28 protein-coding genes are annotated in these 25,128 nt (G+C 56.4%); 15 read left to right on the top strand and 13 right to left on the bottom strand.

Features of this window, described 5'->3' with window-relative positions:
* The first annotated feature begins 119 nt into the window (after positions 1-119).
* From thrS to AC2FHW_RS03625, 5 genes are all read left to right on the top strand, one after another.
* Positions 120-2,078: a threonine--tRNA ligase gene (gene thrS / locus AC2FHW_RS03645; protein ID WP_142632989.1), complete on the top strand. Its 1,959-nt coding sequence runs from the start codon at positions 120-122 to the stop codon at positions 2,076-2,078.
* A gap of 221 nt (positions 2,079-2,299) precedes the next feature.
* Positions 2,300-2,602 carry a BufA1 family periplasmic bufferin-type metallophore gene (locus tag AC2FHW_RS03640; RefSeq protein ID WP_142632987.1) on the top strand — a complete coding sequence of 101 codons (303 nt, stop codon included), beginning with the start codon at positions 2,300-2,302 and terminating at the stop codon, positions 2,600-2,602.
* A 74-nt stretch (positions 2,603-2,676) separates the two neighbouring features.
* Positions 2,677-3,534: an MNIO family bufferin maturase gene (gene bufB, locus AC2FHW_RS03635; RefSeq protein WP_271947879.1), complete on the top strand. Its 858-nt coding sequence runs from the start codon at positions 2,677-2,679 to the stop codon at positions 3,532-3,534.
* A complete protein-coding gene (locus AC2FHW_RS03630; RefSeq protein ID WP_496677906.1) occupies positions 3,531-4,292 on the top strand; it encodes an HvfC/BufC family peptide modification chaperone in 762 nt (253 codons plus the stop codon). Before bufB ends, AC2FHW_RS03630 begins: the two co-directional genes overlap by 4 nt.
* The gene (locus AC2FHW_RS03625; protein WP_271947885.1) at positions 4,289-4,807 is read left to right on the top strand and encodes a DoxX family membrane protein; all 519 of its coding nucleotides are present in this window, start codon (positions 4,289-4,291) and stop codon (positions 4,805-4,807) included. The genes AC2FHW_RS03630 and AC2FHW_RS03625 overlap by 4 nt, the downstream gene beginning before the upstream one ends.
* A 1-nt stretch (position 4,808) precedes the next feature.
* Here the strand turns inward: AC2FHW_RS03625 and AC2FHW_RS03620 are convergent, their stop codons facing one another.
* Both AC2FHW_RS03620 and AC2FHW_RS03615 read right to left on the bottom strand, forming a co-directional pair.
* Positions 4,809-5,177 carry a hypothetical protein gene (locus AC2FHW_RS03620; protein ID WP_142632981.1) on the bottom strand — a complete coding sequence of 123 codons (369 nt, stop codon included), beginning with the start codon at positions 5,175-5,177 and terminating at the stop codon, positions 4,809-4,811.
* 41 nt (positions 5,178-5,218) lie between these two features.
* A complete protein-coding gene (locus AC2FHW_RS03615) occupies positions 5,219-5,536 on the bottom strand; it encodes an ArsC/Spx/MgsR family protein (RefSeq protein ID WP_142635075.1) in 318 nt (105 codons plus the stop codon).
* A gap of 216 nt (positions 5,537-5,752) precedes the next feature.
* Between AC2FHW_RS03615 and AC2FHW_RS03610 the strand changes: the two genes are divergently transcribed.
* Entirely contained in the window at positions 5,753-5,959 is a 207-nt protein-coding gene (locus AC2FHW_RS03610) for a cold-shock protein (RefSeq protein WP_142632979.1), read from the top strand.
* A 435-nt stretch (positions 5,960-6,394) separates the two neighbouring features.
* Here AC2FHW_RS03610 and thyX read toward each other — a convergent pair whose 3' ends face one another.
* Positions 6,395-7,306: an FAD-dependent thymidylate synthase gene (gene thyX / locus AC2FHW_RS03605; protein WP_142632978.1), complete on the bottom strand. Its 912-nt coding sequence runs from the start codon at positions 7,304-7,306 to the stop codon at positions 6,395-6,397.
* Between the two features lie 175 nt (positions 7,307-7,481).
* Here thyX and AC2FHW_RS03600 point away from each other — a divergent pair, with 175 nt between their 5' ends.
* Genes AC2FHW_RS03600 through AC2FHW_RS03590 form a run of 3 tightly spaced genes read left to right on the top strand, consistent with a single transcriptional unit; the run spans position 7,482 to position 9,336 of the window.
* The gene (locus AC2FHW_RS03600; RefSeq protein ID WP_142632976.1) at positions 7,482-7,910 is read left to right on the top strand and encodes a VOC family protein; all 429 of its coding nucleotides are present in this window, start codon (positions 7,482-7,484) and stop codon (positions 7,908-7,910) included.
* Positions 7,907-8,611 (top strand): DUF1194 domain-containing protein, encoded by a 705-nt coding sequence (locus tag AC2FHW_RS03595; RefSeq protein ID WP_271947892.1) that lies wholly within the window; start codon positions 7,907-7,909, stop codon positions 8,609-8,611. Before AC2FHW_RS03600 ends, AC2FHW_RS03595 begins: the two co-directional genes overlap by 4 nt.
* Positions 8,608-9,336, top strand: a complete 729-nt coding sequence (locus tag AC2FHW_RS03590) for a DUF1194 domain-containing protein (protein ID WP_496821436.1) — start codon at positions 8,608-8,610, stop codon at positions 9,334-9,336. Before AC2FHW_RS03595 ends, AC2FHW_RS03590 begins: the two co-directional genes overlap by 4 nt.
* Here the strand turns inward: AC2FHW_RS03590 and AC2FHW_RS03585 are convergent.
* From AC2FHW_RS03585 to AC2FHW_RS03575, 3 genes are all read right to left on the bottom strand, one after another.
* Positions 9,330-9,827 (bottom strand): MarR family winged helix-turn-helix transcriptional regulator, encoded by a 498-nt coding sequence (locus tag AC2FHW_RS03585; RefSeq protein ID WP_271947897.1) that lies wholly within the window; start codon positions 9,825-9,827, stop codon positions 9,330-9,332. The genes AC2FHW_RS03590 and AC2FHW_RS03585 overlap by 7 nt on opposite strands.
* 77 nt (positions 9,828-9,904) lie before the next feature.
* Positions 9,905-10,129 carry a succinate dehydrogenase assembly factor 2 gene (locus AC2FHW_RS03580; RefSeq protein ID WP_271947899.1) on the bottom strand — a complete coding sequence of 75 codons (225 nt, stop codon included), beginning with the start codon at positions 10,127-10,129 and terminating at the stop codon, positions 9,905-9,907.
* Positions 10,130-10,161: 32 nt separating this feature from the next.
* Positions 10,162-10,551, bottom strand: a complete 390-nt coding sequence (locus AC2FHW_RS03575) for a helix-turn-helix domain-containing protein (protein WP_142632968.1) — start codon at positions 10,549-10,551, stop codon at positions 10,162-10,164.
* A 92-nt stretch (positions 10,552-10,643) separates the two neighbouring features.
* Between AC2FHW_RS03575 and AC2FHW_RS03570 the strand changes: the two genes are divergently transcribed.
* Positions 10,644-11,846, top strand: coding sequence for a pyridoxal phosphate-dependent aminotransferase (locus tag AC2FHW_RS03570; protein ID WP_271947902.1), 1,203 nt, complete (start codon positions 10,644-10,646; stop codon positions 11,844-11,846).
* A gap of 11 nt (positions 11,847-11,857) precedes the next feature.
* A complete protein-coding gene (locus AC2FHW_RS03565; RefSeq protein WP_281971859.1) occupies positions 11,858-12,259 on the top strand; it encodes a hypothetical protein in 402 nt (133 codons plus the stop codon).
* A gap of 7 nt (positions 12,260-12,266) precedes the next feature.
* Here AC2FHW_RS03565 and AC2FHW_RS03560 read toward each other — a convergent pair whose 3' ends face one another.
* A complete protein-coding gene (locus tag AC2FHW_RS03560; RefSeq protein WP_496677908.1) occupies positions 12,267-13,631 on the bottom strand; it encodes an MATE family efflux transporter in 1,365 nt (454 codons plus the stop codon).
* 104 nt (positions 13,632-13,735) lie between these two features.
* A complete protein-coding gene (gene ppk2, locus AC2FHW_RS03555) occupies positions 13,736-14,662 on the bottom strand; it encodes a polyphosphate kinase 2 (RefSeq protein ID WP_142632960.1) in 927 nt (308 codons plus the stop codon).
* Between the two features lie 110 nt (positions 14,663-14,772).
* Here ppk2 and AC2FHW_RS03550 point away from each other — a divergent pair, with 110 nt between their 5' ends.
* Positions 14,773-15,648: an alpha/beta fold hydrolase gene (locus AC2FHW_RS03550; protein WP_282021854.1), complete on the top strand. Its 876-nt coding sequence runs from the start codon at positions 14,773-14,775 to the stop codon at positions 15,646-15,648.
* A gap of 3 nt (positions 15,649-15,651) precedes the next feature.
* Here AC2FHW_RS03550 and AC2FHW_RS03545 read toward each other — a convergent pair whose 3' ends face one another.
* Positions 15,652-16,260 (bottom strand): carboxymuconolactone decarboxylase family protein, encoded by a 609-nt coding sequence (locus AC2FHW_RS03545; RefSeq protein WP_496821433.1) that lies wholly within the window; start codon positions 16,258-16,260, stop codon positions 15,652-15,654.
* Between the two features lie 265 nt (positions 16,261-16,525).
* Between AC2FHW_RS03545 and AC2FHW_RS03540 the strand changes: the two genes are divergently transcribed.
* The 3 genes from AC2FHW_RS03540 to AC2FHW_RS03530 all read left to right on the top strand — a co-directional run bounded on the left by AC2FHW_RS03540 (position 16,526) and on the right by AC2FHW_RS03530 (position 20,165).
* Positions 16,526-17,086 carry an NYN domain-containing protein gene (locus AC2FHW_RS03540; RefSeq protein ID WP_246097118.1) on the top strand — a complete coding sequence of 187 codons (561 nt, stop codon included), beginning with the start codon at positions 16,526-16,528 and terminating at the stop codon, positions 17,084-17,086.
* Between the two features lie 214 nt (positions 17,087-17,300).
* Positions 17,301-19,259 carry a DNA topoisomerase IV subunit B gene (gene parE / locus AC2FHW_RS03535; RefSeq protein ID WP_496700591.1) on the top strand — a complete coding sequence of 653 codons (1,959 nt, stop codon included), beginning with the start codon at positions 17,301-17,303 and terminating at the stop codon, positions 19,257-19,259.
* A gap of 108 nt (positions 19,260-19,367) precedes the next feature.
* On the top strand, positions 19,368-20,165 hold the full coding sequence (locus AC2FHW_RS03530) for a DUF2927 domain-containing protein (protein ID WP_496821432.1): 798 nt from the start codon (positions 19,368-19,370) through the stop codon (positions 20,163-20,165).
* 107 nt (positions 20,166-20,272) lie between these two features.
* On the opposite strand, the gene AC2FHW_RS03525 is transcribed toward AC2FHW_RS03530, so the two are convergent.
* The 4 genes from AC2FHW_RS03525 to AC2FHW_RS03510 all read right to left on the bottom strand — a co-directional run bounded on the left by AC2FHW_RS03525 (position 20,273) and on the right by AC2FHW_RS03510 (position 25,119).
* Entirely contained in the window at positions 20,273-21,043 is a 771-nt protein-coding gene (locus AC2FHW_RS03525) for an alpha/beta hydrolase (RefSeq protein WP_281994399.1), read from the bottom strand.
* A gap of 59 nt (positions 21,044-21,102) precedes the next feature.
* Positions 21,103-22,248, bottom strand: a complete 1,146-nt coding sequence (locus AC2FHW_RS03520; RefSeq protein WP_142632946.1) for an iron-containing alcohol dehydrogenase — start codon at positions 22,246-22,248, stop codon at positions 21,103-21,105.
* Positions 22,245-23,627, bottom strand: coding sequence for an aldehyde dehydrogenase family protein (locus AC2FHW_RS03515; RefSeq protein ID WP_496821430.1), 1,383 nt, complete (start codon positions 23,625-23,627; stop codon positions 22,245-22,247). The genes AC2FHW_RS03520 and AC2FHW_RS03515 overlap by 4 nt, the downstream gene beginning before the upstream one ends.
* A gap of 130 nt (positions 23,628-23,757) precedes the next feature.
* Complete coding sequence (locus tag AC2FHW_RS03510; protein WP_496677918.1) at positions 23,758-25,119, bottom strand: glutamine synthetase family protein; 1,362 nt, start codon at positions 25,117-25,119, stop codon at positions 23,758-23,760.
* Positions 25,120-25,128 lie beyond the last annotated feature (9 nt).

Raw genomic sequence — 25,128 nt, 5'->3', positions numbered from 1 at the left:
GGGGCTGGCCCCTCGCGCCGGCCCTTGACAGGTCCACCACCACCTGACAAATGAAGCGAACACAACATAACCCGCAACCGGGCGTTCAGTGGGCGCCAAACCGACGAGGAGAGCCAGCCATGGCCTTGGACGCACAGTCAATCTCTCTCACTTTTCCTGACGGCAATGCACGATCCTATGACGTGGGTGTAACCCCTGCGCAGGTGGCCGCCGACATCTCGACCTCACTGGCCAAAAAGGCCATCTCAGCCACGGTGAATGGCCAGCATTGGGATCTGCAATGGCCCATTGAATCTGATGCCGAAATCGCCCTGCACACCATGAAAGATGAAGATCAGGCAAACGAACTGATCCGCCACGACCTGGCTCATATCATGGCCCGCGCCGTGCAGGAGATCTGGCCCGATACCAAAGTCACCATCGGCCCCGTCATCGAAAACGGCTGGTACTACGATTTCGACCGGGCCGAGCCATTTACGCCCGAAGACCTCGGCGCGATTGAGAAAAAGATGAAGGAAATCATCAACAAACGCGACACCGTGACCACCGAGGTCTGGGACCGTCAGCGCGCGATTGATTTCTACACCGAAAACAACGAGCCCTATAAGGTCGAACTGATCGACGCCATACCGGGCGACGAGCCATTGCGCATGTACTGGCATGGCGACTGGCAGGACCTGTGCCGTGGCCCGCATCTTCAGCATACCGGCCAGGTTCCGGGCGATGCGTTCAAGCTGATGTCCATCGCCGGCGCCTATTGGCGCGGTGACAGCGACCGTGCGATGCTGCAACGCATCTATGGCGTGGCTTTTACCGGCAAGGAAAAGCTGAAAGCGCACCTGCACATGCTGGAAGAGGCTGCCAAGCGTGACCACCGCAAGCTGGGCCGCGAAATGAACCTGTTCCACATGCAGGAAGAGGCTCCGGGCCAGATCTTCTGGCATCCGAATGGCTGGAAGATCTATACCACCCTGCAGGACTATATGCGCCGCATGCAGGAACGTGACGGCTATGTCGAAGTCAACACACCGCAGGTTGTTGACCGCAAATTGTGGGAAGCCTCGGGCCACTGGGACAAGTATCAGGAAAACATGTTCATCGTCGAAGTCGACGAGGAACATGCCCGTGAAAAGGCCGTGAACGCCCTGAAGCCGATGAATTGTCCCTGCCACGTGCAGGTGTTCAATCAGGGTCTGAAATCCTATCGCGATCTGCCTCTGCGCATGGCCGAGTTCGGGTCTTGCGCGCGGTACGAACCCTCTGGCGCGCTGCATGGTATCATGCGGGTGCGCGGCTTTACCCAGGACGATGGGCATATTTTCTGCGCCGAAGATCAGATCGAATCTGAAACCGCAAAATTCATCGCGTTTCTGTCGAAGGTCTATGCCGATCTCGGTTTCCATGATTGGACCATCAAGCTCTCGACGCGCCCGGAAAAACGCATCGGGTCGGATGAAAGCTGGGATCTGGTCGAAAAAGCCCTGGGTGACGCCTGCAAGGCCGCAGGATACGACTATGAGCTTCTCGAAGGCGAAGGCGCCTTCTACGGACCCAAGCTTGAATTCACCCTGACCGACGCGATCGGCCGTACCTGGCAATGCGGCACCCTTCAGGTGGACCCCAACCTGCCCGAGCGGCTGGACGCCAATTTCATTGGCGCGGACGGATCGAAGCACCGCCCCTTCATGCTGCATCGTGCAACGCTGGGTTCGTTCGAACGGTTCATCGGCATCCTGATCGAAGAACACGCGGGCAAATTGCCCTTCTGGCTGGCCCCGCGTCAGGTCGTGGTCGCTTCGATCACCTCCGAGGCTGACGGTTACGTGCAGGAAGTGGTTGAGACACTCAAGGCCGCAGGTGTCCGAGCCGAGGCGGATATCCGCAACGAAAAGATCAACTATAAGGTTCGAGAACACTCGGTCGGCAAAGTTCCGGTCATTCTGGCCGTCGGTCACCGTGAGGTTGAGGACCGCACGGTCAGTGTCCGTCGTCTTGGTGAGAAACAGACACAAGTGCAGCCGCTTGAGGCTGTAACAAATGAACTGTCGCGGGCCGCTACGCCGCCCGACCTGCTGTAACAATCAGCGGCAAATTGCACAAAATCCGGCCCCCCCTGAGGGGCCGGATTGAAACATTTGCGTTTTATCTCTTCTAAAACAAACTATTAGTTTGCAAGATGTCATGACAGTCATTGACGGGCTCGTGAGACACAGGCTCGTGAATTCAACTGTGACCTGCAACCCATTACCTTTGTCATTGTCGAACACAGACATACGCAGTCATCAAAAGGATAACCGAGATGTCGAACACCGCTAAATCCCTTGTCATCGCAAGCGCCGTAGCCGCAGCCGTTTCAGGCATGGCCACAACCGCATCCGCACAAGCCAAAGAAAAGTGCTATGGCGTTTCTCTGGCCGGTCAGAACGATTGTGCCGCCGGTCCTGGCACCACGTGCGCGGGCACCTCGACTGTTGATTATCAGGGCAATGCCTGGACGCTGGTAGATGCCGGCACCTGCGCCGATATCGACCTGCCTCAGTCAGCTGACGGCGCTGCCCGCAAGGGATCGCTCGAGCCGCTGGAGCGCGACCTGCCGGCATAAGCCTGAGTTTTTGCCAAATCTGAGGGGCGGGCAAGAATCGCCCGCCTCTTTTTTCAAGACCGCGAGGTTACCAGATGCTGGACAGCACAATCCGATCGAACAGGCTGCCTGCGGCACCAGGCGTCGGCTATAAGCCTCAGCATTTCCAGCAGATTCTGGATCACCCGCAACCGGTCGCATGGCTGGAAATCCACGCCGAGAATTACATGGGCGATGGTGGCCGCCCGCTGGCACAGCTGCGGCACTTGTCGGAACACTTCCCGATTTCCGTCCACGGCGTTGGCCTGTCCATCGGCAGTGAAGGCCCGCTGGATACCGACCACCTGGCCCGTTTGAAACACCTCGTCGGCTGGCTCAACCCCGCCAGCTTTTCCGAACATCTGGCCTGGTCGACACATGACAGTCACTTCCTGAATGATCTGTTGCCCCTGCCCTATACCGACGCAACCCTTGCACGGATTTGCGATCATATCGACCAAGTTCAGAATGTCGTTGGGCGACAGATGCTACTTGAAAACCCGTCAAGCTATCTAGCATTTGATGAAAGCACGTGGTCCGAACCCGACTTCCTGCGCGAAATTTCGGGCCGCACCGGATGCGGGCTCTTGCTGGATGTGAATAACGTTTTCGTATCGGCGACAAATCTCGACTTCTCACCGCAGAGCTATATCGACGCCTATCCGCTGGACAAGGTCGGTGAGATCCACCTTGGCGGGCATGATGAGGATGAAGACGACCACGGGCTTCCCTTGCTGATCGATAGCCACGGGCGAGAAGTGGTTGATCCGGTTTGGGCGCTTCTGAACTATGTGCTTGAACAATCGGGACCAAAACCTGTTCTTGTGGAATGGGATACAGACGTCCCTGATTGGCCTGTCTTGCGTACCGAAGCCGATCGCGCCCAAGCGGCACTGGACCGCATTCCAGCATGAGCGTGTCGCAAGAAGAGTTTCACCTGGCTTTGCTGGATCCAGCCATGTCGGTGCCTGAGGGCCTTGTGGACGCGTCGGATCAGCCGGCGGGACGGCGTTTCAGTGTTTATCGCAACAATGTTGCCGTTTCGCTGACCGAAGCCATGCATCAGGCCTTCCCGGTGATCGCCAAGTTGCTGGGTTCGCAAAACATGGACGGGTTGGCCGGGCTTTTTCTGCGCAGCCACCCACCAACCTCGCCGTTGATGATGTTCTATGGCGAAGCGTTTCCGGATTTCCTGGCCGAGATGGATCAACTGTCGCATATCGGGTACCTGCCCGATGTGGCGCGACTGGAACTGGCCCTTCGCCGATCTTACCACGCGGCGGACAGCGTGCCAGCGTCGGACGACGCATTAGCCGTGCCACCCGAAGATCTGTTCCGGGCCCGATTGGAATTCGCACCTTCGATGCAGATCTTGCGCTCGGATTGGCCAGTCATTTCCATATGGCGGTTCAATACGGAAGACGGCGTACCGAAACCCCAAGCTGGTGCTGAAGATACCCTGATCACGCGCCGCGAATATGATCCTGTTCCTCAGGCCCTGCCGCAAGGCGGGGCGGGTTGGATCGCCGCGATGAAGGCCGGAAACACAATCGGACAGGCATTTGAAAACACTACCGAAACCACCCCGGATTTTGATCTTGGGGCCACTCTGGCGCTGCTGTTACAGGGCGGCGCTATCACTTCTGTGACTATTGAAAGGCTGGCAACATGACTGCCCTGATCTCTCTTCATAACAACGTCCTGGGACGGATCGACAGCTCGGCCAACTGGCTGACACCAACCCTGGCGCGTCTTGTCTTTGTTGCCGTGTTGCTTGTCTACTACTGGAACTCAGCCACCCTGAAAATCGACGGATCGATTTTCTCTCCGTCAGCGGGGGCGTTTGGGCAGATTTTCCCCAAAGCGGCAGAGGCCGTACTTTATGACGTAACCCAGATGACTTTTTTCCAACGCGCCGTAATCTTTCTGGGAACAGCCGCCGAATTCGTCCTGCCAGCCTTGTTGCTGGTCGGCCTGCTGACCCGGGTGGCAGCCCTTGGGATGATTGGGTTTGTTTGGGTCCAGACCATTGTCGACGTGACCGGTCATGGCGTCAAATTGGGAGGCCTGTTCGACAACGCACTTACTTTGATGGATCAGCGCGTGATGTGGACTTTCCTGTTTCTGGTCATCGCGATAAACGGCGCAGGCCCGATCTCGATCGATCGCATCCTGCGCCTGAAGTAACTCAGAAATGTGCCTTGGGCTCGTCCGGTTTACCCGCGGCCAGCCCAAGGAGACCCGCCACGGCGGCAAAGGCGACCGGGAACATGGTGAACACATTGAACCCGAACGCATAATACATCCCAGCCGCAGAAATCAGCAGCAACACGCCACCAATCAGAGCGCGGGCATGTGCCATCGCCCCGCCCGCAATAGCCAATAAAGGCGCAAGGATCGCCGCGGTTCGGATCAACTGCGCATTGTCCACCTGCTCGGCAATCCCGTCGATTTCGCCAAACCTGTCGATCAACTCGACATATCCATAGCCAACAAACCCGACCAACATGCCGATCAGACCGGCAACTACCCCTAAAATCATCGCTGCGTTACGCATTTAGAACCCTCTAGCTTGCGACCAACCACATAAGTACCCACTCAGCCAACGCCAAGGGCTGCCTGCGTTTCAGCCGTCCAGCCCAGATAAAGTGCACCGTCTTTCTCAACAAGCGGTCGCTTCATTAAGGTTGGGTGTTCCTGCAAGAGTTCCAGCGGCTCTTTTTTGCGCTGCTCTGCATCCAACCCGCGCCATGTTGTCGACCTGGTATTGAGCAAAGCCTCGCCGAAACGTTTTAGGGCCTGCGCCAGTACCGCATCCGGCACACCTTGCGCGCGAACATCGATAAAATCCGAACCCTCAAGCGATTTCAAAGCCTTACGGCAAGTATCGCAAGTCTTCAATCCATATACGCGCATTTTCAGGCTGCTCCTGTTTCGATCTTGATAATGGGCAAATTCGCCAGTGTATTCCGGTATTTCTTGATTTTTTACTTCACCGTGCAATGTTGAAAAAGACGAAACACGTAATTCGGGCCGTGTCGTGTGGACGAGACGGTGATGTGTTGCGGTTACGTCAATCGCTACCCCCACCAATTTTGTGGGACAACGTGCAAGTAGAAGGAGACACGGGAAATGCCAACTGGCACCGTGAAATGGTTCAATACCACCAAAGGCTATGGGTTTATTGCCCCTGATGAAGGCGGCAAGGACGTATTTGTTCACATCTCGGCCGTTGAAAGATCTGGTCTTACCGGACTCGCTGACAATCAGAAGGTCGCTTACGAACTAGAAGACGGACGTGACGGCCGACAAATGGCTTCAGATTTGAAGCCACTGTAAAATCCCGTTACTGCGGGTACGAAAATCAGGACAACGGCCAATTTCAGGCCGTTGGCCATCGAAAGTGATGTGCCTATTCTCGCGCCCCGCTGCTTTCGGGGCGCGTGGTTCAATTTTTCCACTTGGCACGATTCAGGACGTACTGGTCGCACAGGTGACCACCATCGTCCAGTTGCGGGATTATCTAGTCCACACTTCCATCAGTTGTTCAGGATCGCACATCCCGGCTCTTGCCCGCTCAGAGGTGAACTGGAGCGCAAGTTTTTGGTGCATGTAGCCGTGGGTTCGCAAATCACCATCGACGATGGGGGGACTCGGCCTGTGCCACGCGAGGCAGGAACAGGGTCAGACAACCGGTTTTGATCAAAACTGAAAGTGTCGTGAAACGATCGCAACCATTTCATGACGCCCCGTATAGACAGACCGCAAGCGCACTCAACTTTCCTTGATGATCGCCTCGAACTCACGCCATTCCCGCCCGGTCATGCCCGAGTTTTCCTGAGTGACCGTCTCTCCGGCCAACATCCGACGCAGGCTGTCGACCATCTGCGCGGAAAGATTGACCGCACCCAGGCGGTAATCTTCAAACGCCTTATAGGCGGCCGGCACCCAATCAGCGACGATCTTGCACATGGCATCGGCGTAAACACGAATTTCGTATTGGGCATGAGGATCCGCGCGCAGACGCAGGAAGTGGAACAGGTTGTGCAGGTCAACCTTCCAGTACCATTGCGTGTAGATATTCGCCGGAAGGTTCATCCGCGCCAGTTCACGCGCAAGCCCTTGCTGCCCGTCCTGACCCATCATCGCCTCGTAATTGTCATAACAACGCGCGCTGTCAGCTTTCAAAATCTCTAGGACGCGCGCGGCTTCTTCGCCCTGCAACGTATCGCCGCGACCCTGATTGTTGATCTCGGACTGCGCGGACACGTGCTCGGGTGCCGGGATATAGAATTCACGGTCCAAAATCGAATAGCGCGCCGAATATTCATTCACATTCGCTGTCCGGTGCCGAATCCACTGTCGCGCGACAAAAACCGGTAACTTGACGTGCAACTTTATCTCGCACATCTCAAACGGGGTCGAGTGCCAGTGCCGCATCAGATAGCGGATCAACCCTTCGTCATTTTGCACTGATTTGGTGCCCTTGCCATAGGACACGCGTGCGGCCTGACAAATCGCAGCGTCATCACCCATATAGTCGATCACGCGCACAAAACCGTGGTCCAGAACCTGATGCGCCGTGTACAGGTGTTCCTCCATCCCCGCAGCTACAACACGGCGTGTTGGATGCGATTGCGCCCGTTGCGCTTCGATCTCGCCCAGTTGGTCAGAGGACAGCGGCATGAAATTTCCTTTCCAGCAATGAGTCGCCTGCCACTATATATCGCCAATCAAAAGACAGGAACCGCGATATGTGCGCCCACATTTGCATTTTCAGAATTGTGTCCGTGCGGCCTCTCGACACGTGATGTACGCGCGCTAAGGTGCAGGGCATCACCGGAACAGAAAGGAACCCGCAATGGGGCTCACTTACCTCCACACCATGGTTCGCGTGAAGGACCTGGACAAATCCATGGCGTTTTACAAGTTGCTGGGCCTTAAGGAAACGCGCCGCTATGACAGCGAACAGGGGCGGTTTTCCCTGATCTTCATGGCTCCTGCTGGGCAAGAGGATCGACCAATCGAGTTGACCTATAACTGGGATGGGGATGACGATCTGCCCAACGACAGCCGCCATTTCGGCCATCTCGCCTATGGAGTCGACAATATTTATGAAACCTGCCAGCACCTGCAGGACAATGGAGTCGTGATCAACCGGCCACCGCGCGACGGCCGAATGGCGTTTGTCAGGTCACCCGACAATATCTCGGTAGAGTTGCTACAAAACGGTGATGCGCTGGAACCGGCCGAACCCTGGGCCAGCATGGAAAGCACCGGGCACTGGTGATCCGCTGGTTGATCACACTGGGCCTAGCCTTTTTAGCCAGCCCTCTGCGGGCCGAGCCCTGTCGCCTTGCGCTTGCGCTGGCAATGGACATTTCAACATCGGTAAGCGCAGAAGAGGACGCGCTGCAAAGGCAGGGCCTTGCCGCAGCGTTGGTTGCCCCCGAGGTGACCGAGGCCTTCTTTTCCTCGCCGATGCCGGTCGCGCTGGCTGTTTATGAATGGAGCGGCCGGGACGTTCAGCATATCATACTGGGCTGGACGATGATCAACACGCAGACCGATTTGCTGGTGGCAGCGACCACGATACAGCAATCGGTCCGATCAGACAGCGACTCGGCCACGGCGATGGGGTATGCGCTGGCCTTTGGGGCGACGCTGATGCAGCAGGCCCCGACATGTCTTTTTCAAACCATTGATCTGTCAGGTGACGGTTCGAACAACGATGGATATGGCCCGGATTCCGCCTATCGGCATTTTCCCTTTGAGAATACGATTGTGAATGGCCTGGTCATTAATGCCGCCGACTTCGAAGGCGAGCTGTATCTGATTCCCTTTTTTGAAAACAATGTCCTGTACGGCCCCGGCGCGTTCCTGGAAATCGCCGACGGGTTCCAGGATTTCGAACGCGCCATGCGGCGCAAACTTGAACGCGAACTAAAAGGTATGCAGATCGGCGCATTGTCGGGCCCCGGCCAGCGATGATACGTGCGCTTGCAACGATAGTCAGCATATTGGCCACCTCTGCGGCATCAGAATGCCGCCATGCTTTGGCTTTGGGCCTGGATGTGTCGGGATCAGTCGACAGCTCGGAATACCGGTTGCAGCTTGGCGGCTTGGCAGGTGCTTTGCGCAGGCCCGAGATTAAGCAACTCTTTCTTTCAAACACAGCAAACCCGGTACAAATCGCGATTTATGAGTGGAGCGAACCCGGCCACCAACGCCTGTTATTGGGCTGGACCGCAGTACAATCGGACCTCGATCTGGAGCGCATAGCCACCCTGCTCGACCATGTGAAACGCAGCGGCGCTCCGCAAGGAACCGCCGTCGGGTCCGCCATGCTGTTCGGTGCCGAACTTTTGGGCCAGAAACCCGATTGCTGGAAGCGGACATTGGATCTGTCGGGGGACGGAAAGCACAATATCGGCCTGCACCCAAGAAATGCGAAACAGACGCTCTCTGACGACGGTATCACGATCAATGGACTGGTCATCGGTGCCGACGTCCCTGACATCGGTAGCACCCGCTATGTTCAGGTCGGAGAGCTGCTGGCCTATTTCAAAGCATGGGTCATCCTTGGCCCCGGCGCCTTTGTTGAGGTTGCCCTGGGCTTTGACGATTACGAAGAAGCAATGACCCGTAAACTGATCCGCGAACTTGAAGGCCTGACCCTATCGGATGCGGGACAGAGGCCGACCAAGCATCAGTAGATATAGCGGATCTGGTCCGTCCAATACCGTTCTACCCGCCGCAATGCTCCGGTAATGTCTTCGATCCCTTCCTGTCCAAGCACGCCGCGCGATTGTAGACCTTCGGCATGTCTCGAAAACAGCTCGGAGACGATATCGCGGATTTCCCGGCCCTGTGGCGTCAACCGGACACGCACCGAACGGCGGTCTATTTCGCAACGCTGGTGGTGCATATACCCCATCTCGACCAATTTTTTGAGGTTGTAGCTGACATTGCTGCCTTGATAGTAGCCGCGGCTTTTCAATTCACCAGCGGTAACCTCATGATCTCCGATATTGAACAAAAGCAACGCTTGAACCGCGTTGATCTCAAGAACACCGACCCGTTCAAACTCATCTTTGATAACGTCCAACAACAAACGATGAAGCCGCTCAACTAGAGCAAGTGCCTCAAGATAGCTGGTCATGAAGCCTTTGACCCCCGGCGCGGAGACCTGCATTTCCAAACTCATACGATCCTCCGATTCATTCGCGCAGTTTCAGGCAGAATGAAGCGAAAAGCCGAAAAATCAGTTAAGCCGGATAATCTTTATTTTTGAAAGGTTTGTGCGATTTCGGAAACAAGGTTCGAGAATTGGGCAGGTGGCAGGACCTGACCGGTGACCCATTGATACAGGTCCTGATCATTCTCGTGCAACAGGGCGTCGTAAACATCCAGCCCTGTTGCATCCATGGAGTCCAGATTGCGGTCTGCATAGGCAGCCAGAATCAGATCCATCTCTTTGATGCCGCGTCGCATGGAACGCATTTTCATCCGTTTGATCCTGACATTGCGCGGTTCGACCACTATTCCGCCTCCAGCATCATGCGCACACGTTTCTCCAGTCTTGCAGCCCGCTCGGCGCTGGCGCGCATCTCGCCTCGGATTGAACGAAGCTCGGATACGATTCCGGCAAGGTCAGGTGCGTTTTCTCCAGCCTCGACAGGGGCGTCCATCCCGTCGCCCTCGCCGGTGAGAAGCCACATGATCGAAACGTTGATCATGCCTGCCATCATCGACAGTCGGTTGGCCCGGGGCTCAGACAGATCATTTTCCCAGGCGGCAATCGTAGACTTCTTGACACCCAGCCTGCGGGCCAGATGTGCCTGCGTCATCCCCGCTGCTTCACGCGCCCCTGCCAGCCGGTCTCCGAATGTCGCCGCGTCGGGTCCGTACCAGTCATTTTCGTCGTTCATCGGGGTCTCCAAATCTCTTGTTTTATATCGCTTGATCGTCGTTCAGGCACACCCTATGACAGTCAGGCTAAACATACAAACTGAGGCCGACCATGAGTTTCCTGTCTGCGACACTGTCACGCGTAAAACCATCTCCAACAATCGCGATGACAGCCAAGGCGGCCGAATTAAAGGCAGCCGGACGAGACGTAATCGGCCTAAGCGCCGGGGAGCCAGATTTCGACACGCCCCAAAACATCAAGGATGCTGCGGTGGCGGCCATCGCTGCTGGAAAGACCAAATACACCGCGCCCGATGGCATACCAGAGCTGAAGCAGGCGGTTTGCGCCAAGATGAAACGTGATCATGGACTGGACTATTCGCCTGCTCAGATCTCGGTCGGAACCGGTGGCAAGCAGACGCTGTATAACGCGCTGATGGCCACCATGAACGCGGGCGATGAGGTGGTCATACCTGCACCTTATTGGGTCAGCTATCCCGATATGGTTCTTCTGGCCGGGGGAACGCCTGTGACAGTTGAAACGACCCTGGAGAACAGTTTCAAACTAACCGCTGAACAGCTTGAGGCAGCAATTACACCAAGGACCAAATGGTTCATCTTCAACTCTCCGTCCAACCCAACCGGTGCAGGGTATAGCCGTGCGGAATTGAGAGCTTTGACCGATGTCCTGATCAGGCACCCGCATGTTTGGGTAATGACGGATGATATGTACGAGCATCTGGCCTATGACGGGTTTGAGTTCTGCACACCGGCAGAAGTCGAGCCCAGGCTTTATGACCGCACCCTGACCTGCAATGGTGTATCCAAAGCCTATGCTATGACTGGCTGGCGGATTGGCTATGCAGCAGGGCCTGCCGAATTGATTGCGGCAATGCGCAAGGTTCAGTCTCAATCGACCTCGAACCCCTGCTCGATCAGCCAATGGGCGGCGGTAGAGGCGCTGAACGGTACACAGTCCTTTCTGGCCCCGAACAATGAAACGTTCAAACGCCGCCGTGATCTGGTCATCAGCATGCTGAACCAGATCGAAGGAGTGACCTGCCCAACTCCGGAAGGTGCGTTTTACGTCTACCCTTCCATTTCCGGGTTGATCGGAAAGACCACGCCTGCAGGCACTTTGATCGACACAGACGAAGCCTTCGCAACCGCGCTTTTGGAAGAGGCTGACGTTGCAGTCGTCTTCGGCGCTGCGTTTGGGTTGTCCCCCAACTTCCGCGTCAGCTATGCTACGTCAGATGAAGCGCTGACCGAAGCCTGCACGCGCATTCAGAGGTTTTGTGCTTCGCTGACCTGATCGGAGACCTTATGACTGCCGAATTGCCTGAGTACTATTTCCGCATACGCGAAAACGGTGCCGCGGTTTTCCGGATCGACACGGAAAACCGCCAACGTCGGATTGAAATGAACCAGATCGCGGTCATCAACATCCGCAATGGAGAGGTGAAGCCGCAGGGTCAGCGCGCTCTGACTGAGGCGGATCAGGCCGAAATCGAGCGCTGGATGGCAGAACGTAAAGATCTTCTGGCGCAGCGCGATATCGACGATATTCACCGCGCGGTGGACTATCTGAACCTAACCACACAGTGGGCCCAGTCCAAAGCGACTGACCAACAGCTCGAGGACGTTACGGACCGGCTACTACTGGCGATGCATGATCTGCGCAGCGTATTGGTTCGGAAGAAAGCCGACCGGCTGAACAATGGCTAATTTGCCTTCACGCTGCCGGTTCAGCGATTATACGCACTGATCGCAACCAGAAGCGCGCCATCAACAGTACGGCGGCACAGGCAAGACCCAGCACAAGGCCCAACCAGACACCGACGCCCTCCATGCCGCGGATGAACCCAAAATAGTAGGACGCCGGAATTCCGACGACCCAATAGCTTAGCCCCGCCATGACCATTGGCACCTTGGCATCCTGCAATCCGCGCAATAGGCCCAGCGCGATCACCTGTGCACCGTCCACCAGCTGGAACAACGCAGCCATGGCCAGCAACCCGGTACCTATGGCCAGAATCTCGGGGCGTTTCGGATCCTGCGGTTCCACAAATACGGAAATCAGAGGCTCGGCGCAGGTCAGGAACAGGATGATTGTCAGGATAGACACCACAAGGGACATCCCTGTCACGGCGACGGCACCTTTTTCCAGATGCGCGCGGTCCTTGCGGCCAAGCGCATTGCCCGCCCGGATCGTGGCGGCGTTGGACAGGCCCAGATGCACCATGAATGTCGCCGAGGCGAGGTTCAGAGCGATCCCATGCGCCGCCAGCGGCACCTGACCGATCCAGCCCATCATAAAGGCCGACATCGCGAACAGAGACACTTCGGCCAGCAGGGTCAGCCCGATGGGTATGCCTAGCTTCAGAACGCTCAGCAGCATCTCCCAGTCGGGCCGCCAAAACCTTTGGAACAGGCTATGCTCGGGCAGAACTTTTACAGCATAGATGATAACCGCAATTAACGACACGGTCTGCGTCACGACCGAAGCGATAGCGGCGCCCATCACGCCCAGTTCAGGCGCACCCCAGTTGCCAAAGATCAAAGCATAGTTGGTCAGACCGTTCACCACCGCAGCTGCAACAGTGATCCACAAAACAACCTGGGTTCGCTCCAACGCCGCAAGGTAGGACTTCAAGACCATTACCACCAGAGCGGGGAACAGACCCCAGCCTGCAACCCGCAGGTATTCCGATGCAGTTTCTGCCACCTGTGGATCCTGATCTGTGGCGATCAAGATCGGGTATGACCACCACAGCAATGGCATTACCACTGCTGCATATAGCAACGACAACCAGAGCCCCATGCGGGTCGAACGGCGAATGCTGGTTTCATCGTCTTCGGCAGCGGCTGTTGCCACCATTGGCATAACGGCCAGACCGAACCCGCCCCCGAACAGGAACAGGACAAAGTAAAAGCTGCTGGCCAACGTGACCGCCGCCAAAGCTTCGACCCCGTACCAGCCAAGCATGATCGTGTCCGTCAGACCGATTGCGAACTGCGCCAGATGCCCGCCAACCAATGGCAGGCCCAGGACGGCAATGGCACGGAAATGGCCTTGATATGTCATCACCTTATTCATTCCACCAGCCATAGGCCCGGCGAAAGGCCGGGACAAGACCGGAACAGAGAAATTTCAGAGTGAGACATGGATCCGGGACAGGTGCCCTGCCCCGAACCTTAGGCCTAGCAGCGGGCGTCAGGATGCAGCGCGTTGCCCAGAATATGCTCGGATCGGTGGATCACATGATGCGCCTGACCCACGATCAAAGGATCGGGCTCGCCAACAATGCCGTGATCCTTGTCCGGGTAATCAAGTGTCGACAGAAAGTGGCGCATACAGTTCAGACGAGCGCGTTTTTTGTCATTCGATTTCACGATAGTCCAGGGCGCATCAGCGGTGTCTGTATAAAAGAACATCGCCTCTTTAGCCTCGGTATAGTCATCCCATTTGCCAAGGCTTGCCTTGTCGATCGGAGATAGTTTCCATTGTTTCAACGGATCGGTCTCACGGCTTTGAAACCGCCGCTGTTGTTCGGGTTGCGTGACCGAAAACCAGTATTTGTAAAGCTGAATTCCCGACCTCACCAACATCCGTTCAAGCTCTGGCGTCTGGCGCATAAACTCTAGGTACTCGTTCGGAGAACAGAACCCCATCACCCTCTCGACCCCGGCGCGGTTGTACCAAGAGCGGTCGTAGAACACCATTTCACCAACGGTGGGAAGCTCGTGCACATAGCGCTGATAGTACCATTGACCCTTTTCTTCCCAGGTGGGTTTGTTAAGGGCGACCACGCGCGCCTGACGGGGGTTCAGGTGTTCCATAAACCGTTTGATTGTACCGCCCTTACCAGCCGCATCGCGCCCTTCAAACAGCAATACGAACCGTTGTCCGGTTTCCTGCGCCCACAGCTGAACCTTAAGCAACTCAGCCTGCAGTTTGGCCTTCTCGGCCTCATAGACCCGCCGGGGCATCTTGCGATGATAGGGATATCTTCCGCTTTCGAATGCCTTGCGGATCTTTTCCGGGCTTGGCTCGGAAACAGCACCTGCAACAGGTGTTTCGTCATTCACACGTGGTAGATTTTGCTCGGGTTGCGCAGCTGCATCCATTCATATTCTCCTTTTTTCACTGTTCGAAAAAACGGCTAGCAGAACCGAAGCTTTCGCGCTTTGATTGGGGTCAAACCAAATTCACTTATACGGCGAAAAGGCCAATAAACATGGAAACCCGATTTCAGATCCTGAATGGCCAGAGGTTTCATATTCGCCGTTGGGGGTCATCCGACCTGCCACCCTTGCTGATGCTACACGGCTTTCCGGAATATGGTGGGGCATGGGCCGATCTGGCGCCACATCTGGCATCTCATTTCCATTGCATTGCCCCTGATCAACGCGGTTACGGCCAAAGCTGGGCACCAGAGGGTGTCGGCCAATATGCCACGTCCGAGCTGGTCTCGGATATGATCGCACTTGTCGAAGGTCTGGATACGCCAATCAGTGTTCTGGGCCATGACTGGGGCGCCGCGGTCGCCTATGGCCTGGCCATGTTCCGCCCAGATCTCGTCGGTCGCCTGATCATCGCAAACGGCGTTCACCCGGCGCCCTTCCAACGGGCTATGGCATCGGGCGGCGCACAATCCGCGGCCTCTCAATATATTAACGCGCTACGGGCCCCTGATGCCGCAACACACTTTGCCGCGAACAATTTTACCCGCTTGGAAAGTTTCTTTCGCCACGGGATGGGCTTGGACTGGCTGTCCGACGACCGGATGGAGGACTATCGCACTGAATGGGCCCGTCCCGGTCGCCTGAATGCCATGCTGAACTGGTATCGGGCCTCTCCGCTGGTTGTGGCGAAACCGGGCGAGCCCTGCACAGACCTGCCCCGGCTTCCGGTCCAGCGGCTGATGGTTCATTGCCCACATCTTTTGCTATGGGGCTCCGATGACAAAGCGCTGCTGCCCGAGGCGACAGACGGTCTGGAAGATTTCGCGCCCGACCTCACACGAGTCGATATTCCGGGCACGGATCACTGGTTACACCACCAGAAGCCCGAAGCAATGGCACAGGCAATCATTGAGTGGACAGACGGCTGAGGCCTATTTATGCCCCCAATCGGCAGGATCAGCCGAGTTATTGGGGGACAGCCCCAGAATGTCACCATCGGTAGAACATCCCAGCCCCAGAACGGTGCGGTTAGCATAGGCGAAATAGGCGCAGACCTGATTGATCTCGAGGATTTCTCCATCATCCCACCCCGCCTTGCGTAGGGCGGCGATGTCACCTTCCACCAATTCTGCAGGGGCCTGCGTCAGCTTGCGCGCATACAGCATGGCCGCAACCTGAGCAGCCTCCAATGGTGCGCTTTCAGGTGTCCCAGCTTCGATCGCGGCACGGATTGCATTACCGCGCACTTCGTCGCCTAACAGCCTTTGCAACCCGTTGAAATGATGCTCGACACAGTACCCGCAGTTGTTCAGAGAACTGACCCAGACACCCAGAGTTTCGAGAAACCACTTGGGAATCTGATTGGCCGAATGGTGCAGCACATTCTTGTACAACGCCATATGTCCTTCCATCGAATGCGGCCGCAAGGAATGCGCCATCATGATGTTGTCGACTTTGTTGTCGGGGCCGGTCACCCGCTCATACAGCTTGCGCAGCTTGCCCGTAGCTTGTTCGAAAGGAATGGTTTTGATCCAGCTCATTTAGCATGCCTTGTTACTGTTGTTCAGCTTCGCGAAAAGACTAGAAGCGAAAACTGAGCGTTGCGAGGTAAAAAGCAGAGCTTTTAGTACCTCGGGGCATCGAACCAGATAGATACACAAGGTTCGGGATTATTATACAACGTTTTGGGGTGCACATAGCGCCAAACCCAACACCACGTCGCCCCGGGCCCCACTATATTACAATTTTCATTTCGGTGTTTTATTCGCTTCAGTCACATAGACTATCAATTTTGCGAAAGAGATTTTGGAATTGCGCATACTCTGTACTGTCTTCGTGCTCTCCGGGATAGGCACCGTCGTCGCATTGACGCAACCCGGGCTCACCGATTGGGTATTGCTGGCTGGGCCCTGCTCATTGGCAAGTGTGGTATTGCTACTCAAAAACTGGCTGAAGCGCTTTCAAAAAGCAAGAAAGTGGGCAGTCGTTGACGGATCAAACGTCATGCACTGGAAGGACGATGTTCCAAGTATCGAGACCGTTCGCGAGGTCACGATCGCACTGACCAAAGCAGGGCTAACGCCCGGAGTGGTCTTTGATGCGAATGTGGGATACAAAATTTCTGATCGATACATGAGTGACAAATATCTGGCGTCCAAGCTTAGGCTACCGAGAGATCGCGTTATGGTCGCTCCAAAAGGAACACCAGCAGACCCATTAGTCTTGCAAGCCGCCAGGGATTATCAAGCCAGCATCGTTACGAATGACCGATTCCGCGATTGGGCTGATGACTACCAAGATGTTCTAAACGACAGAAAACCAATACGCGGCGGTTACAAGGACGGAATGCTTTGGTTGTCCCTTTGATACCTCACCAATTTGCGGGTAGCTTTGCCTGACGTATTCGCTTGTATGTCTGTACTTAGCTAAAGACAGACACCACAGAACGTCCAATTCCAAAGCATCGCTCCTACTCCTCGCGCTTCCAAGACCCAAACCATCTACAACACCTCGCGTCCCTCTTCCCCCGGACCACATCACCTGCCATAATGGGGGAAACTCAAAAACAAGAGCAGCCCATATGCCCGACGATCTGTTGACGCCCGAAGCGACCAATACCTATGACGCCTCATCCATTGAGGTGCTCGAAGGTCTTGAACCTGTTCGCAAACGCCCCGGCATGTATATCGGCGGCACGGATGAGCGTGCGCTGCACCATATGGTCGCTGAAATCCTCGACAACTCGATGGACGAAGCGGTGGCAGGCCACGCCAACCGGATCGAGGTCGAACTGCACGCAGATTACGCCCTGACCGTGCGCGACAATGGGCGCGGCATTCCGATCGATCCGCACCCGAAATTCCCCGACAAATCCGCGCTTGAGGTCATCCTGTGCACATTGCACGCGGGCGGCAAGTTTTCGGGTAAAGCGTATCAGACCTCGGGCGGTCTGCATGGGGTTGGCGCATCTGTGGTCAATGCTTTGTCGGATTCCATGGTTGTTCAGGTGGCCCGCGACAAACAGCTGTTCGAACAACGCTTCTCGCGCGGAGTACCTCAGGGACCGGTTGAGAAGGTTGGTGCTGCCCCCAATCGGCGCGGCACCACTGTGACCTTCCATGCCGATCCCGACATCTTTGGCCACCACAAATTCAAACCCGCGCGGCTGTTCAAATCCATCCGCTCCAAAGCCTACCTTTTCTCGGGCGTCGAAATCCGATGGAAAACCGCCATCGATGACGGCGAAACCCCGACCGAGGCGACGTTCCACTTTCCCGGCGGGTTGTCGGATTACCTGAAGGAAACGATGAACGGCTCGTCCACCTATGCCGATCAGCCCTTTGCCGGCACCGTGGACTTTCGGGAAAAATTCAATGCCGCTGGCAAGGTCGAATGGGCGATCAACTGGACCCCCTCACGCGACGGGTTTATCCAATCCTACTGTAACACCGTCCCCACGCCCGAAGGCGGCACCCATGTGGCAGGCTTCTGGGCCGCTGTCCTCAAGGGCATCAAAGCTTACGGCGAGCTGATCAACAACAAAAAGGCCGCGCAGATCACCCGCGACGACCTGGTCACCGGCGGCTGCGCCCTGGTGTCCTGCTTTATCAGCGAGCCTGAATTCGTTGGCCAAACCAAAGACCGCCTCGCCACGGTCGAAGCACAGCGGCTGGTCGAAAACTCGGTCCGTGACCATTTCGACAACTGGCTGGCCGCAGATAACAAATCCGCCGGAGCGATCCTCGACTTCCTCATTCTAAGGTCCGAGGAGCGCCTGCGCCGACGGGCTGAAAAGGAAACGCAACGCAAGTCCGCCACTAAGAAACTTCGTCTCCCCGGCAAGCTGGTGGACTGTTCCAGTTCAACCCGCGACGGCACCGAATTATTCATCGTCGAGGGCGACTCGGCGGGCGGCTCGGCCAAGATGGGCCGCAACCGCAAAACACAGGCGCTGCTGCCCCTGCGCGGCAAAATCCTGAACGTGTTGGGCGCGGCCAGTTCCAAGCTGGGCACCAATGCCGAGATCAACGATCTGACCCAGGCGCTGGGTGTCGGGCTTGGCACCCGTTTCAACGTCGATGACCTGCGCTATGATAAGATCATCATCATGACCGACGCGGATGTCGACGGCGCGCATATCGCGGCGCTGCTGATGACGTTCTTCTTTACCCAGATGCGGCCCATGATCGACGCGGGCCACCTCTACCTCGCCTGCCCGCCGCTGTATCGCCTGACCCAAGGCGCCAAACGCGTCTATTGTCTGGACGAGGCAGAGCGCGACGCATGGATGGAAAAAGGTCTGGGCGGCAAAGGCAAGATCGACGTCTCACGCTTCAAAGGTCTAGGTGAGATGGACGCCAAGGACCTGAAAGAAACCACAATGGACCCCGCGTCCCGCAAACTGATCCGGGTCACCATCGACGAGGACGAACCCGGCGAGACCGGCGATCTGGTCGAGCGCCTGATGGGCAAAAAACCCGAACTGCGGTTCCAATACATTCAGGAAAACGCGCGGTTTGTGGAGGAGTTGGATGTTTGAGTTTGTGCTTTGAGAAGTGAACGTCGAAGATTTTGCAGCTTCAATCTAAATGACGCGAAAACTCAATAGTTCTATCCTTCATAGATTCACAATCTAGTTGTTACAAAATTGAATAAATTCAAACTCAATATCGCATCAGGTACAATATTTCTCGCCTTCGCAACTGCTGCAAGCTCAGAGCTGTCAAAACCTGCGTGTGATTACATTGAAGTCTATGAGAGCATTAAGGGCGAGGGTTCATTCCCAGACTTGGTCGCCCACATGGCACACGATGCTGAGTACTGCCATTTAGCCGATGGCTGCGACAAAGGGTTGAAGAAAAGAACAAGCCCCATACAAATCACTATAGATGACGGTGGTTCTGAGAAAACGAGAAAACTGTTCAACGCTAACGCCGCATACACAATCAACTTGGTTAACCACTTGTCCGGGCTAGAGTTCTATCTTGATGAGCATCCAGAAACTGTAACTGGCGTTATCCACGTAATCTTGGTTGGCGACTCTGATGAGTCAAATCAAACCTCTCTAGTGCCGGAGTTTTTTGGAAAATTCTTAAAATCCAAAAAGCTAACCTGCCTTGCCACGAACTTTGACTGGCCAGATGCAGAAATTGAGTATTCCGAGGTTTGGATCAAAACATCGACTTCGCCAATGAGGCTTGCGAATTGTGTGAAAGAAGAAATTTTCAACGCAAGTGGCGTGCCGGGCGATCCGATAGGCTTGGATTCACTATTTTCAGAAGATTCGCTTTCAGGTGAAACCTTTGGTCCGCCTATTTTTCAAAATTTCGATGCCCGGCCTCTAATCGCAATGCAACTGGTTTATCATAATGAAATGGTGAATGGGCAGAGCCGAGCAAGAACGAAAGAAGTTTCCCAAAACGTAATCAACGCTTCCTGTCAATAAAACACGCAAGCGTAGGATGAGTTTTTAACCATCAAATTTTCCACATCTAGGTGGGCGAAACACCCATCCTGCATTACCACAATTCCCGATTCCCGCACGATCGGGCGTCACTCCGACACCCCGTCCAACCACTCCGCAATCTGCCCGACTGGCCCCTCCCACCCGGGCTCCATGAACAGAAAATGCGCGTGGTTCTCGACCGGCAGAAACGTCGCGCGGTCTCCGTAGAACTTCGCCAACGCACGGCAGGTGTTGGGGTTCACGGCCCGGTCCTCGGTGCCGGACACGATCAGAACCGGACAGTCGACCTTGTCGATATCCACCTTCATCGCGTGGTGATCGTCGAACATCCAAAAGAACATCTCGAACATCACCCGCCCGCTTTCGGCACCCAGCTGGTCGAACACCGCGTGCTGCTGCGCCTCGGGCATCTTGTTCAATGCAAAGGGGGCCATCAGATCGAACTCAACCCGCATGGGCTGTTTCCAGAACGCCCCGCCCTCCATCAGCGCGCGCGGCACGGCGCGTTCGTCGTCGGTTTCGGGCAACGTGCCCCATGGCGCGTTCGGGTTGATCAGAACAATGGCGCTGGCCAACCCGCGCGCCGCCACCTGCTGCGCCACAACCCCCGCGATGGCATGGCCCAGCAGCACCGGCTTGCCGTCCAGCCCCTGCACGAACTCTGCAATGTCGTTGGCATAGTCGGTGACGCTGGTGTCGGTCAGCCCCGGATCGGGTTCGGCCTTGGGGTCGCCGTCATGGTACCGCAGAGCGGGCGTGTGCACGGTCCAGCCCCGGTCGCGGAAGAACCCCGCGTAATCGGCCATACACCACGGTCCGGCAAAGGCTCCGTGGATCAGAACAATCTCTTTGGTCATGGAAACGCCCCCTCACCTGCCATCACTATGAGAGATGAGGGAGCGGATCGGCAAGAGGCTTACAGCGCCGCTTTGAACAGCGCCGTCAGGTTGTCCTCGGTCAGTTCAACCGGGTTGCCGCCGCAAGAGGGATCGATGATCGCCCCCTTGACCAGTTCGGGGATTGCCGCATCGGTCACTTTCATATCCGAGAGTTTGCGGGGGATACCCAGCGAGTCATTAAACTCCTGCACAAAGGCGCGGAACCCGTCAAAGCCTCCATCGATGCCCAGATAGGCCGCGGCCTGCTGGAACCGGTCGGCGATGGCGGGGGCGTTGAACTCTAGCACCGCGGGCATACAGACCGCGTTGGTCGTCCCGTGATGGGTGTTGAATACCGCGCCAATCGGGTGGCTCATCGCGTGGATCGCACCGAGGCCCTTCTGGAAGGCGGTCGCGCCCATCGCTGCCGCGCTCATCATTTGCGCCCGCGCTTCGATATCGGTGCCGTCGGCATAGGCGCGCGGCAGGTAGTCCTTGACCAGCCGCATCCCCTCCAGAGCGATGCCGTGTGACATAGGGTGGTAATGCGGGCTGGAGAACGCCTCGACACAATGGGCAAATGCGTCCAGACCGGTGCCGGCGGTGATAAATTTCGGCATTCCCACGGTCAGTTCCGGGTCACAGATCACCACAGTTGGCAGTACCTTAGGGTGAAAGATGATCTTTTTCGCGTGGGTTTCCGAATTGGTGATGACGCTGGCGCGCCCGACCTCGGACCCGGTGCCAGCGGTGGTCGGAACCGCAATGATCGGAGCAATGGCATCGGCATCAGCGCGGGTCCACCAGTCGCCAATATCTTCGAAATCCCAGACCGGGCGCGTCTGCCCGGCCATGAAAGCCACCATCTTACCCAGATCCAGCCCCGAGCCACCGCCAAATGCGATTACCCCGTCATGGTCGCCTGCCCGATACGCCGCAACGCCGGCCTCAAGGTTCTTCTCATTGGGGTTCGGATCCACTTCGCTAAACAGGCCACGCTCCAGACCCGCAGCCTCAAGAATATCCAGCGTCGCCGAGGTGATCGGCAGATCAGCCAGCCCCTTGTCCGTGACCAGCAGAGGGCGTTTCATTCCGGCCGCAGCGCAGGCTTCGGGCAGTTCCTTGATGCGGCCAGCGCCGAATTTGATCGCGGTCGGATAAGACCAGTTTCCAGACAGGCTCATGATGTCACCTTCTTCAGATGGTAGGATTTGGGGCGGGTAAGGTTGTGATAGCCGATGACAGAAAGACCACCGCCACGCCCGGTATTCTTGCAACCGGTCCAACACAGGCCCGGATCCAGATAATCGGCGCGGTTCATGAAGACGGTGCCAGTTTCAATCTGGTCACCGACCTGCGCGGCCCGGTCCACGTCGTGGGTCCAGAGGCTGGCGGTCAGGCCAAATTCGCTGTCATTCATCAGCGCGATGGCTTCGTCATCCGACGACACTTTCATGATACCAACTACGGGGCCGAAACTCTCATCCCGCATCACCCGCATGTCGTGTGTGACATTGGTCAGGATTTGCGGGGTCAGATATGCCCCCCCATCATCCTCGGGGAAAGTGTCGATATGGGTAACTGCGCCATCCGCAACTGCCTCGGCAATCTGCGCGCGGACCTCATCGGCAAAGCGTATATTGGCCATCGGTCCAATCGACGTCTCTGCATCCAGCGGATTGCCCAGCTTATAGCCCTGAACAATCTCAACCGCTTTGGCAACGAACGCATCATACAGGCTTTCGTGCACATAAACCCGCTCAATCCCGCAGCAGCACTGGCCCGCGTTGAACATCGCACCGTCGATCAACGTATCAACAGCTGCGTCCAGATCGGCGTCGTCCATGACATAGCCTGGATCCTTGCCGCCCAACTCGGTACCGACCCCGGTGAATGTGCCCGCCGCCGCACGTTCCATCGCCTGACCACCACCGACCGAGCCAGTGAAGTTCACGAAATCAAACGCATTTCCAGCGATCAAATCGTTAGTCACATCATGACTCAGGAACACATTCTGGAACACATCCTCAGGAACACCTGCCGAATGGAAAGCCTGCGCCATCCGCTCACCCACCAACAAGGTCTGGGTCGCGTGTTTCAGCACCACGGTATTGCCCGCAATCAACGCCGGGGCCACCGTATTGATCGCAGTCATGTACGGGTAGTTCCAGGGCGCCACGACAAAGACCACCCCGTGCGGAATGCGTTTGATATAGCGCCTGAAGACCTCATCCTCGCCCACCGCAATATCGGCCAGTGCACCCTGCGCGATCTCGGCCATATGGCCGGCGCGCTCGTTGAACCCGCCGAACTCTCCGCCGTAGCGCACTGGGCGCCCCATCATATGGGCCAACTCGGGCACGATTTCGTCATTCATCGCACCAACAGCGGCGACACCCGCCATCACAAGATCAATTCGCTCTTGTAATGGGCGTGCTGCCCAGGCTGTTTGCGCTTCCCTGGCCCGCGCGGCCACCTCAAACGCTGCTTCGCGCGATAAGGTTTCGCGCTCAGCATAAACCGATCCATCGATCGGCGAGATGCATTTCAACATCTGCCCCATCTCCACTCCATCCTCTAAAAAGCAGAATCTCCTGCTTTATCTGGCCAACACAAACCTCGGGGGCCGTCATTGATGCGCCATTGGCTCAAGCACCAATAGCGGCAGGCAGGGCCCCCAGCTTCGTCCACCCTCAGGCCCTTTCGAACCCGCGGGCAATTTCCCAATCAGTAACCACGCTTTCGAATTCCTCGATTTCCACCTCGGCGGCGCGCGCATAGTGATCAACAACTTCGTCCCCCATAGCGGCCCGCAACATGGTTGAGCCAAGCAGGGCATCCCGCGCAGCGGGCAGGTTCCCGGGGATCATGCCGGACTCGCTCTGATACGCATCGCCTTTGGTTGGTGGATCAAGCTCCAACCCTTCCTCGATGCCCGCGATACCCGCCGCCAACATACCGGCAATCGCCAGATACGGGTTCATATCCGAGCCCGGAATACGGCATTCCACGCGAACCGATTTGGTTCCATCACCACACAGTCGGAAACCGGCGGTGCGGTTGTCGACCGACCAGATGATCCGCGTCGGCGCAAAACTTCCTTTTTGGAAACGCTTGTAGCTGTTGATGTAGGGGGCCATGAAACACGTATAATCGGCAGCGTATTTCAACAACCCGGCCATATAGCTTTTCATTACTGCCGACATGCCGAGCGGATCTTTTTCGTCGAAAAAGATTGGCCTTCCCTCAGACCACAGCGACTGATGCACATGGGATGAACTACCAACCTTGTCATGATGCCATTTCGGCAGGAACGTGGCCGCATGCCCGTGCTGCCAGGCGATTTCCTTCACCGCATTCTTGGCGATCGAGTGATACTCGGCCGTTTCCATGGCGGCGGCGTATTTGATGTTCAACTCTTCTTGACCGGTCTCGGCCTCGCCCTTCGTATTCTCGACCGGGATGCCCGCGTTCCACAAATGATTGCGGATGGGACGCATCACATGCTCTTCCTTGGTGGTCTGCAGGATATGATAATCCTCATTATAGCCCGAGATCGGCGCCAGATCGCGAAAGCCTTCCTTGCGGATCTGGTCAAAGCTCTTCTCAAACAAAAAGAACTCCAACTCGGTGGCGCACATCGCGTCGTAACCCATGGCTTTCAGGCGTTTGACCTGTTTCTTCAGGATCGACCGGGGCGCGTGCGGGATCTCTTCATGCGTGTGGTGATCCAGAACATCGCACATCACCATCACCGTGCCCTCAAGCCACGGCACCGGGCGCAAAGTGCTGAGATCAGGTTTCATGACGTAATCGCCATAGCCCCGCTCCCAGCTGGTCGAGGCATATCCGTCAGGCGTGCCCATTTCCAGATCTGTCGCCAACAGATAATTGCAGCAATGGGTCTCTTGCCAAGCGCCTGCCACAAAGTGACCGGCATGAAACCGTTTGCCCATCAGCCGCCCCTGCATGTCCACCATGCAAACAAGAACGGTGTCTACTTCACCTGCTTCAACCTTGGTTTTGAGGTCCGCCAACACAACATCATGACCCATCATGTTCAT

It is taken from the genome of Ruegeria sp. YTSA108 (genome assembly GCF_059610185.1).
Note: the sequence above shows the minus strand (reverse complement) of the source record. Positions and strands in the feature narration are given on the sequence as shown.

What these genes read in the sequence shown, in the direction of transcription:
- AC2FHW_RS03570 (WP_271947902.1), top strand. Translation starts at nt 10,644, where the DNA reads ATGAGTTTCCTGTCTGCGACACTGTCACGCGTAAAACCATCTCCAACA.
- AC2FHW_RS03565 (WP_281971859.1), top strand. Translation starts at nt 11,858, where the DNA reads ATGACTGCCGAATTGCCTGAGTACTATTTCCGCATACGCGAAAACGGT.
- AC2FHW_RS03550 (WP_282021854.1), top strand. Translation starts at nt 14,773, where the DNA reads ATGGAAACCCGATTTCAGATCCTGAATGGCCAGAGGTTTCATATTCGC.
- thrS (WP_142632989.1), top strand. Translation starts at nt 120, where the DNA reads ATGGCCTTGGACGCACAGTCAATCTCTCTCACTTTTCCTGACGGCAAT.
- AC2FHW_RS03560 (WP_496677908.1), bottom strand. Translation starts at nt 13,631, where the DNA reads ATGAATAAGGTGATGACATATCAAGGCCATTTCCGTGCCATTGCCGTC.
- AC2FHW_RS03585 (WP_271947897.1), bottom strand. Translation starts at nt 9,827, where the DNA reads ATGAGTTTGGAAATGCAGGTCTCCGCGCCGGGGGTCAAAGGCTTCATG.
- parE (WP_496700591.1), top strand. Translation starts at nt 17,301, where the DNA reads ATGCCCGACGATCTGTTGACGCCCGAAGCGACCAATACCTATGACGCC.
- AC2FHW_RS03520 (WP_142632946.1), bottom strand. Translation starts at nt 22,248, where the DNA reads ATGAGCCTGTCTGGAAACTGGTCTTATCCGACCGCGATCAAATTCGGC.
- AC2FHW_RS03575 (WP_142632968.1), bottom strand. Translation starts at nt 10,551, where the DNA reads ATGAACGACGAAAATGACTGGTACGGACCCGACGCGGCGACATTCGGA.
- AC2FHW_RS03515 (WP_496821430.1), bottom strand. Translation starts at nt 23,627, where the DNA reads ATGGGGCAGATGTTGAAATGCATCTCGCCGATCGATGGATCGGTTTAT.
- AC2FHW_RS03640 (WP_142632987.1), top strand. Translation starts at nt 2,300, where the DNA reads ATGTCGAACACCGCTAAATCCCTTGTCATCGCAAGCGCCGTAGCCGCA.
- AC2FHW_RS03545 (WP_496821433.1), bottom strand. Translation starts at nt 16,260, where the DNA reads ATGAGCTGGATCAAAACCATTCCTTTCGAACAAGCTACGGGCAAGCTG.
- AC2FHW_RS03620 (WP_142632981.1), bottom strand. Translation starts at nt 5,177, where the DNA reads ATGCGTAACGCAGCGATGATTTTAGGGGTAGTTGCCGGTCTGATCGGC.
- thyX (WP_142632978.1), bottom strand. Translation starts at nt 7,306, where the DNA reads ATGCCGCTGTCCTCTGACCAACTGGGCGAGATCGAAGCGCAACGGGCG.
- AC2FHW_RS03525 (WP_281994399.1), bottom strand. Translation starts at nt 21,043, where the DNA reads ATGACCAAAGAGATTGTTCTGATCCACGGAGCCTTTGCCGGACCGTGG.
- ppk2 (WP_142632960.1), bottom strand. Translation starts at nt 14,662, where the DNA reads ATGGATGCAGCTGCGCAACCCGAGCAAAATCTACCACGTGTGAATGAC.
- AC2FHW_RS03615 (WP_142635075.1), bottom strand. Translation starts at nt 5,536, where the DNA reads ATGCGCGTATATGGATTGAAGACTTGCGATACTTGCCGTAAGGCTTTG.
- AC2FHW_RS03600 (WP_142632976.1), top strand. Translation starts at nt 7,482, where the DNA reads ATGGGGCTCACTTACCTCCACACCATGGTTCGCGTGAAGGACCTGGAC.
- AC2FHW_RS03510 (WP_496677918.1), bottom strand. Translation starts at nt 25,119, where the DNA reads ATGGGTCATGATGTTGTGTTGGCGGACCTCAAAACCAAGGTTGAAGCA.
- bufB (WP_271947879.1), top strand. Translation starts at nt 2,677, where the DNA reads ATGCTGGACAGCACAATCCGATCGAACAGGCTGCCTGCGGCACCAGGC.
- AC2FHW_RS03580 (WP_271947899.1), bottom strand. Translation starts at nt 10,129, where the DNA reads ATGAAAATGCGTTCCATGCGACGCGGCATCAAAGAGATGGATCTGATT.
- AC2FHW_RS03625 (WP_271947885.1), top strand. Translation starts at nt 4,289, where the DNA reads ATGACTGCCCTGATCTCTCTTCATAACAACGTCCTGGGACGGATCGAC.
- AC2FHW_RS03590 (WP_496821436.1), top strand. Translation starts at nt 8,608, where the DNA reads ATGATACGTGCGCTTGCAACGATAGTCAGCATATTGGCCACCTCTGCG.
- AC2FHW_RS03610 (WP_142632979.1), top strand. Translation starts at nt 5,753, where the DNA reads ATGCCAACTGGCACCGTGAAATGGTTCAATACCACCAAAGGCTATGGG.
- AC2FHW_RS03630 (WP_496677906.1), top strand. Translation starts at nt 3,531, where the DNA reads ATGAGCGTGTCGCAAGAAGAGTTTCACCTGGCTTTGCTGGATCCAGCC.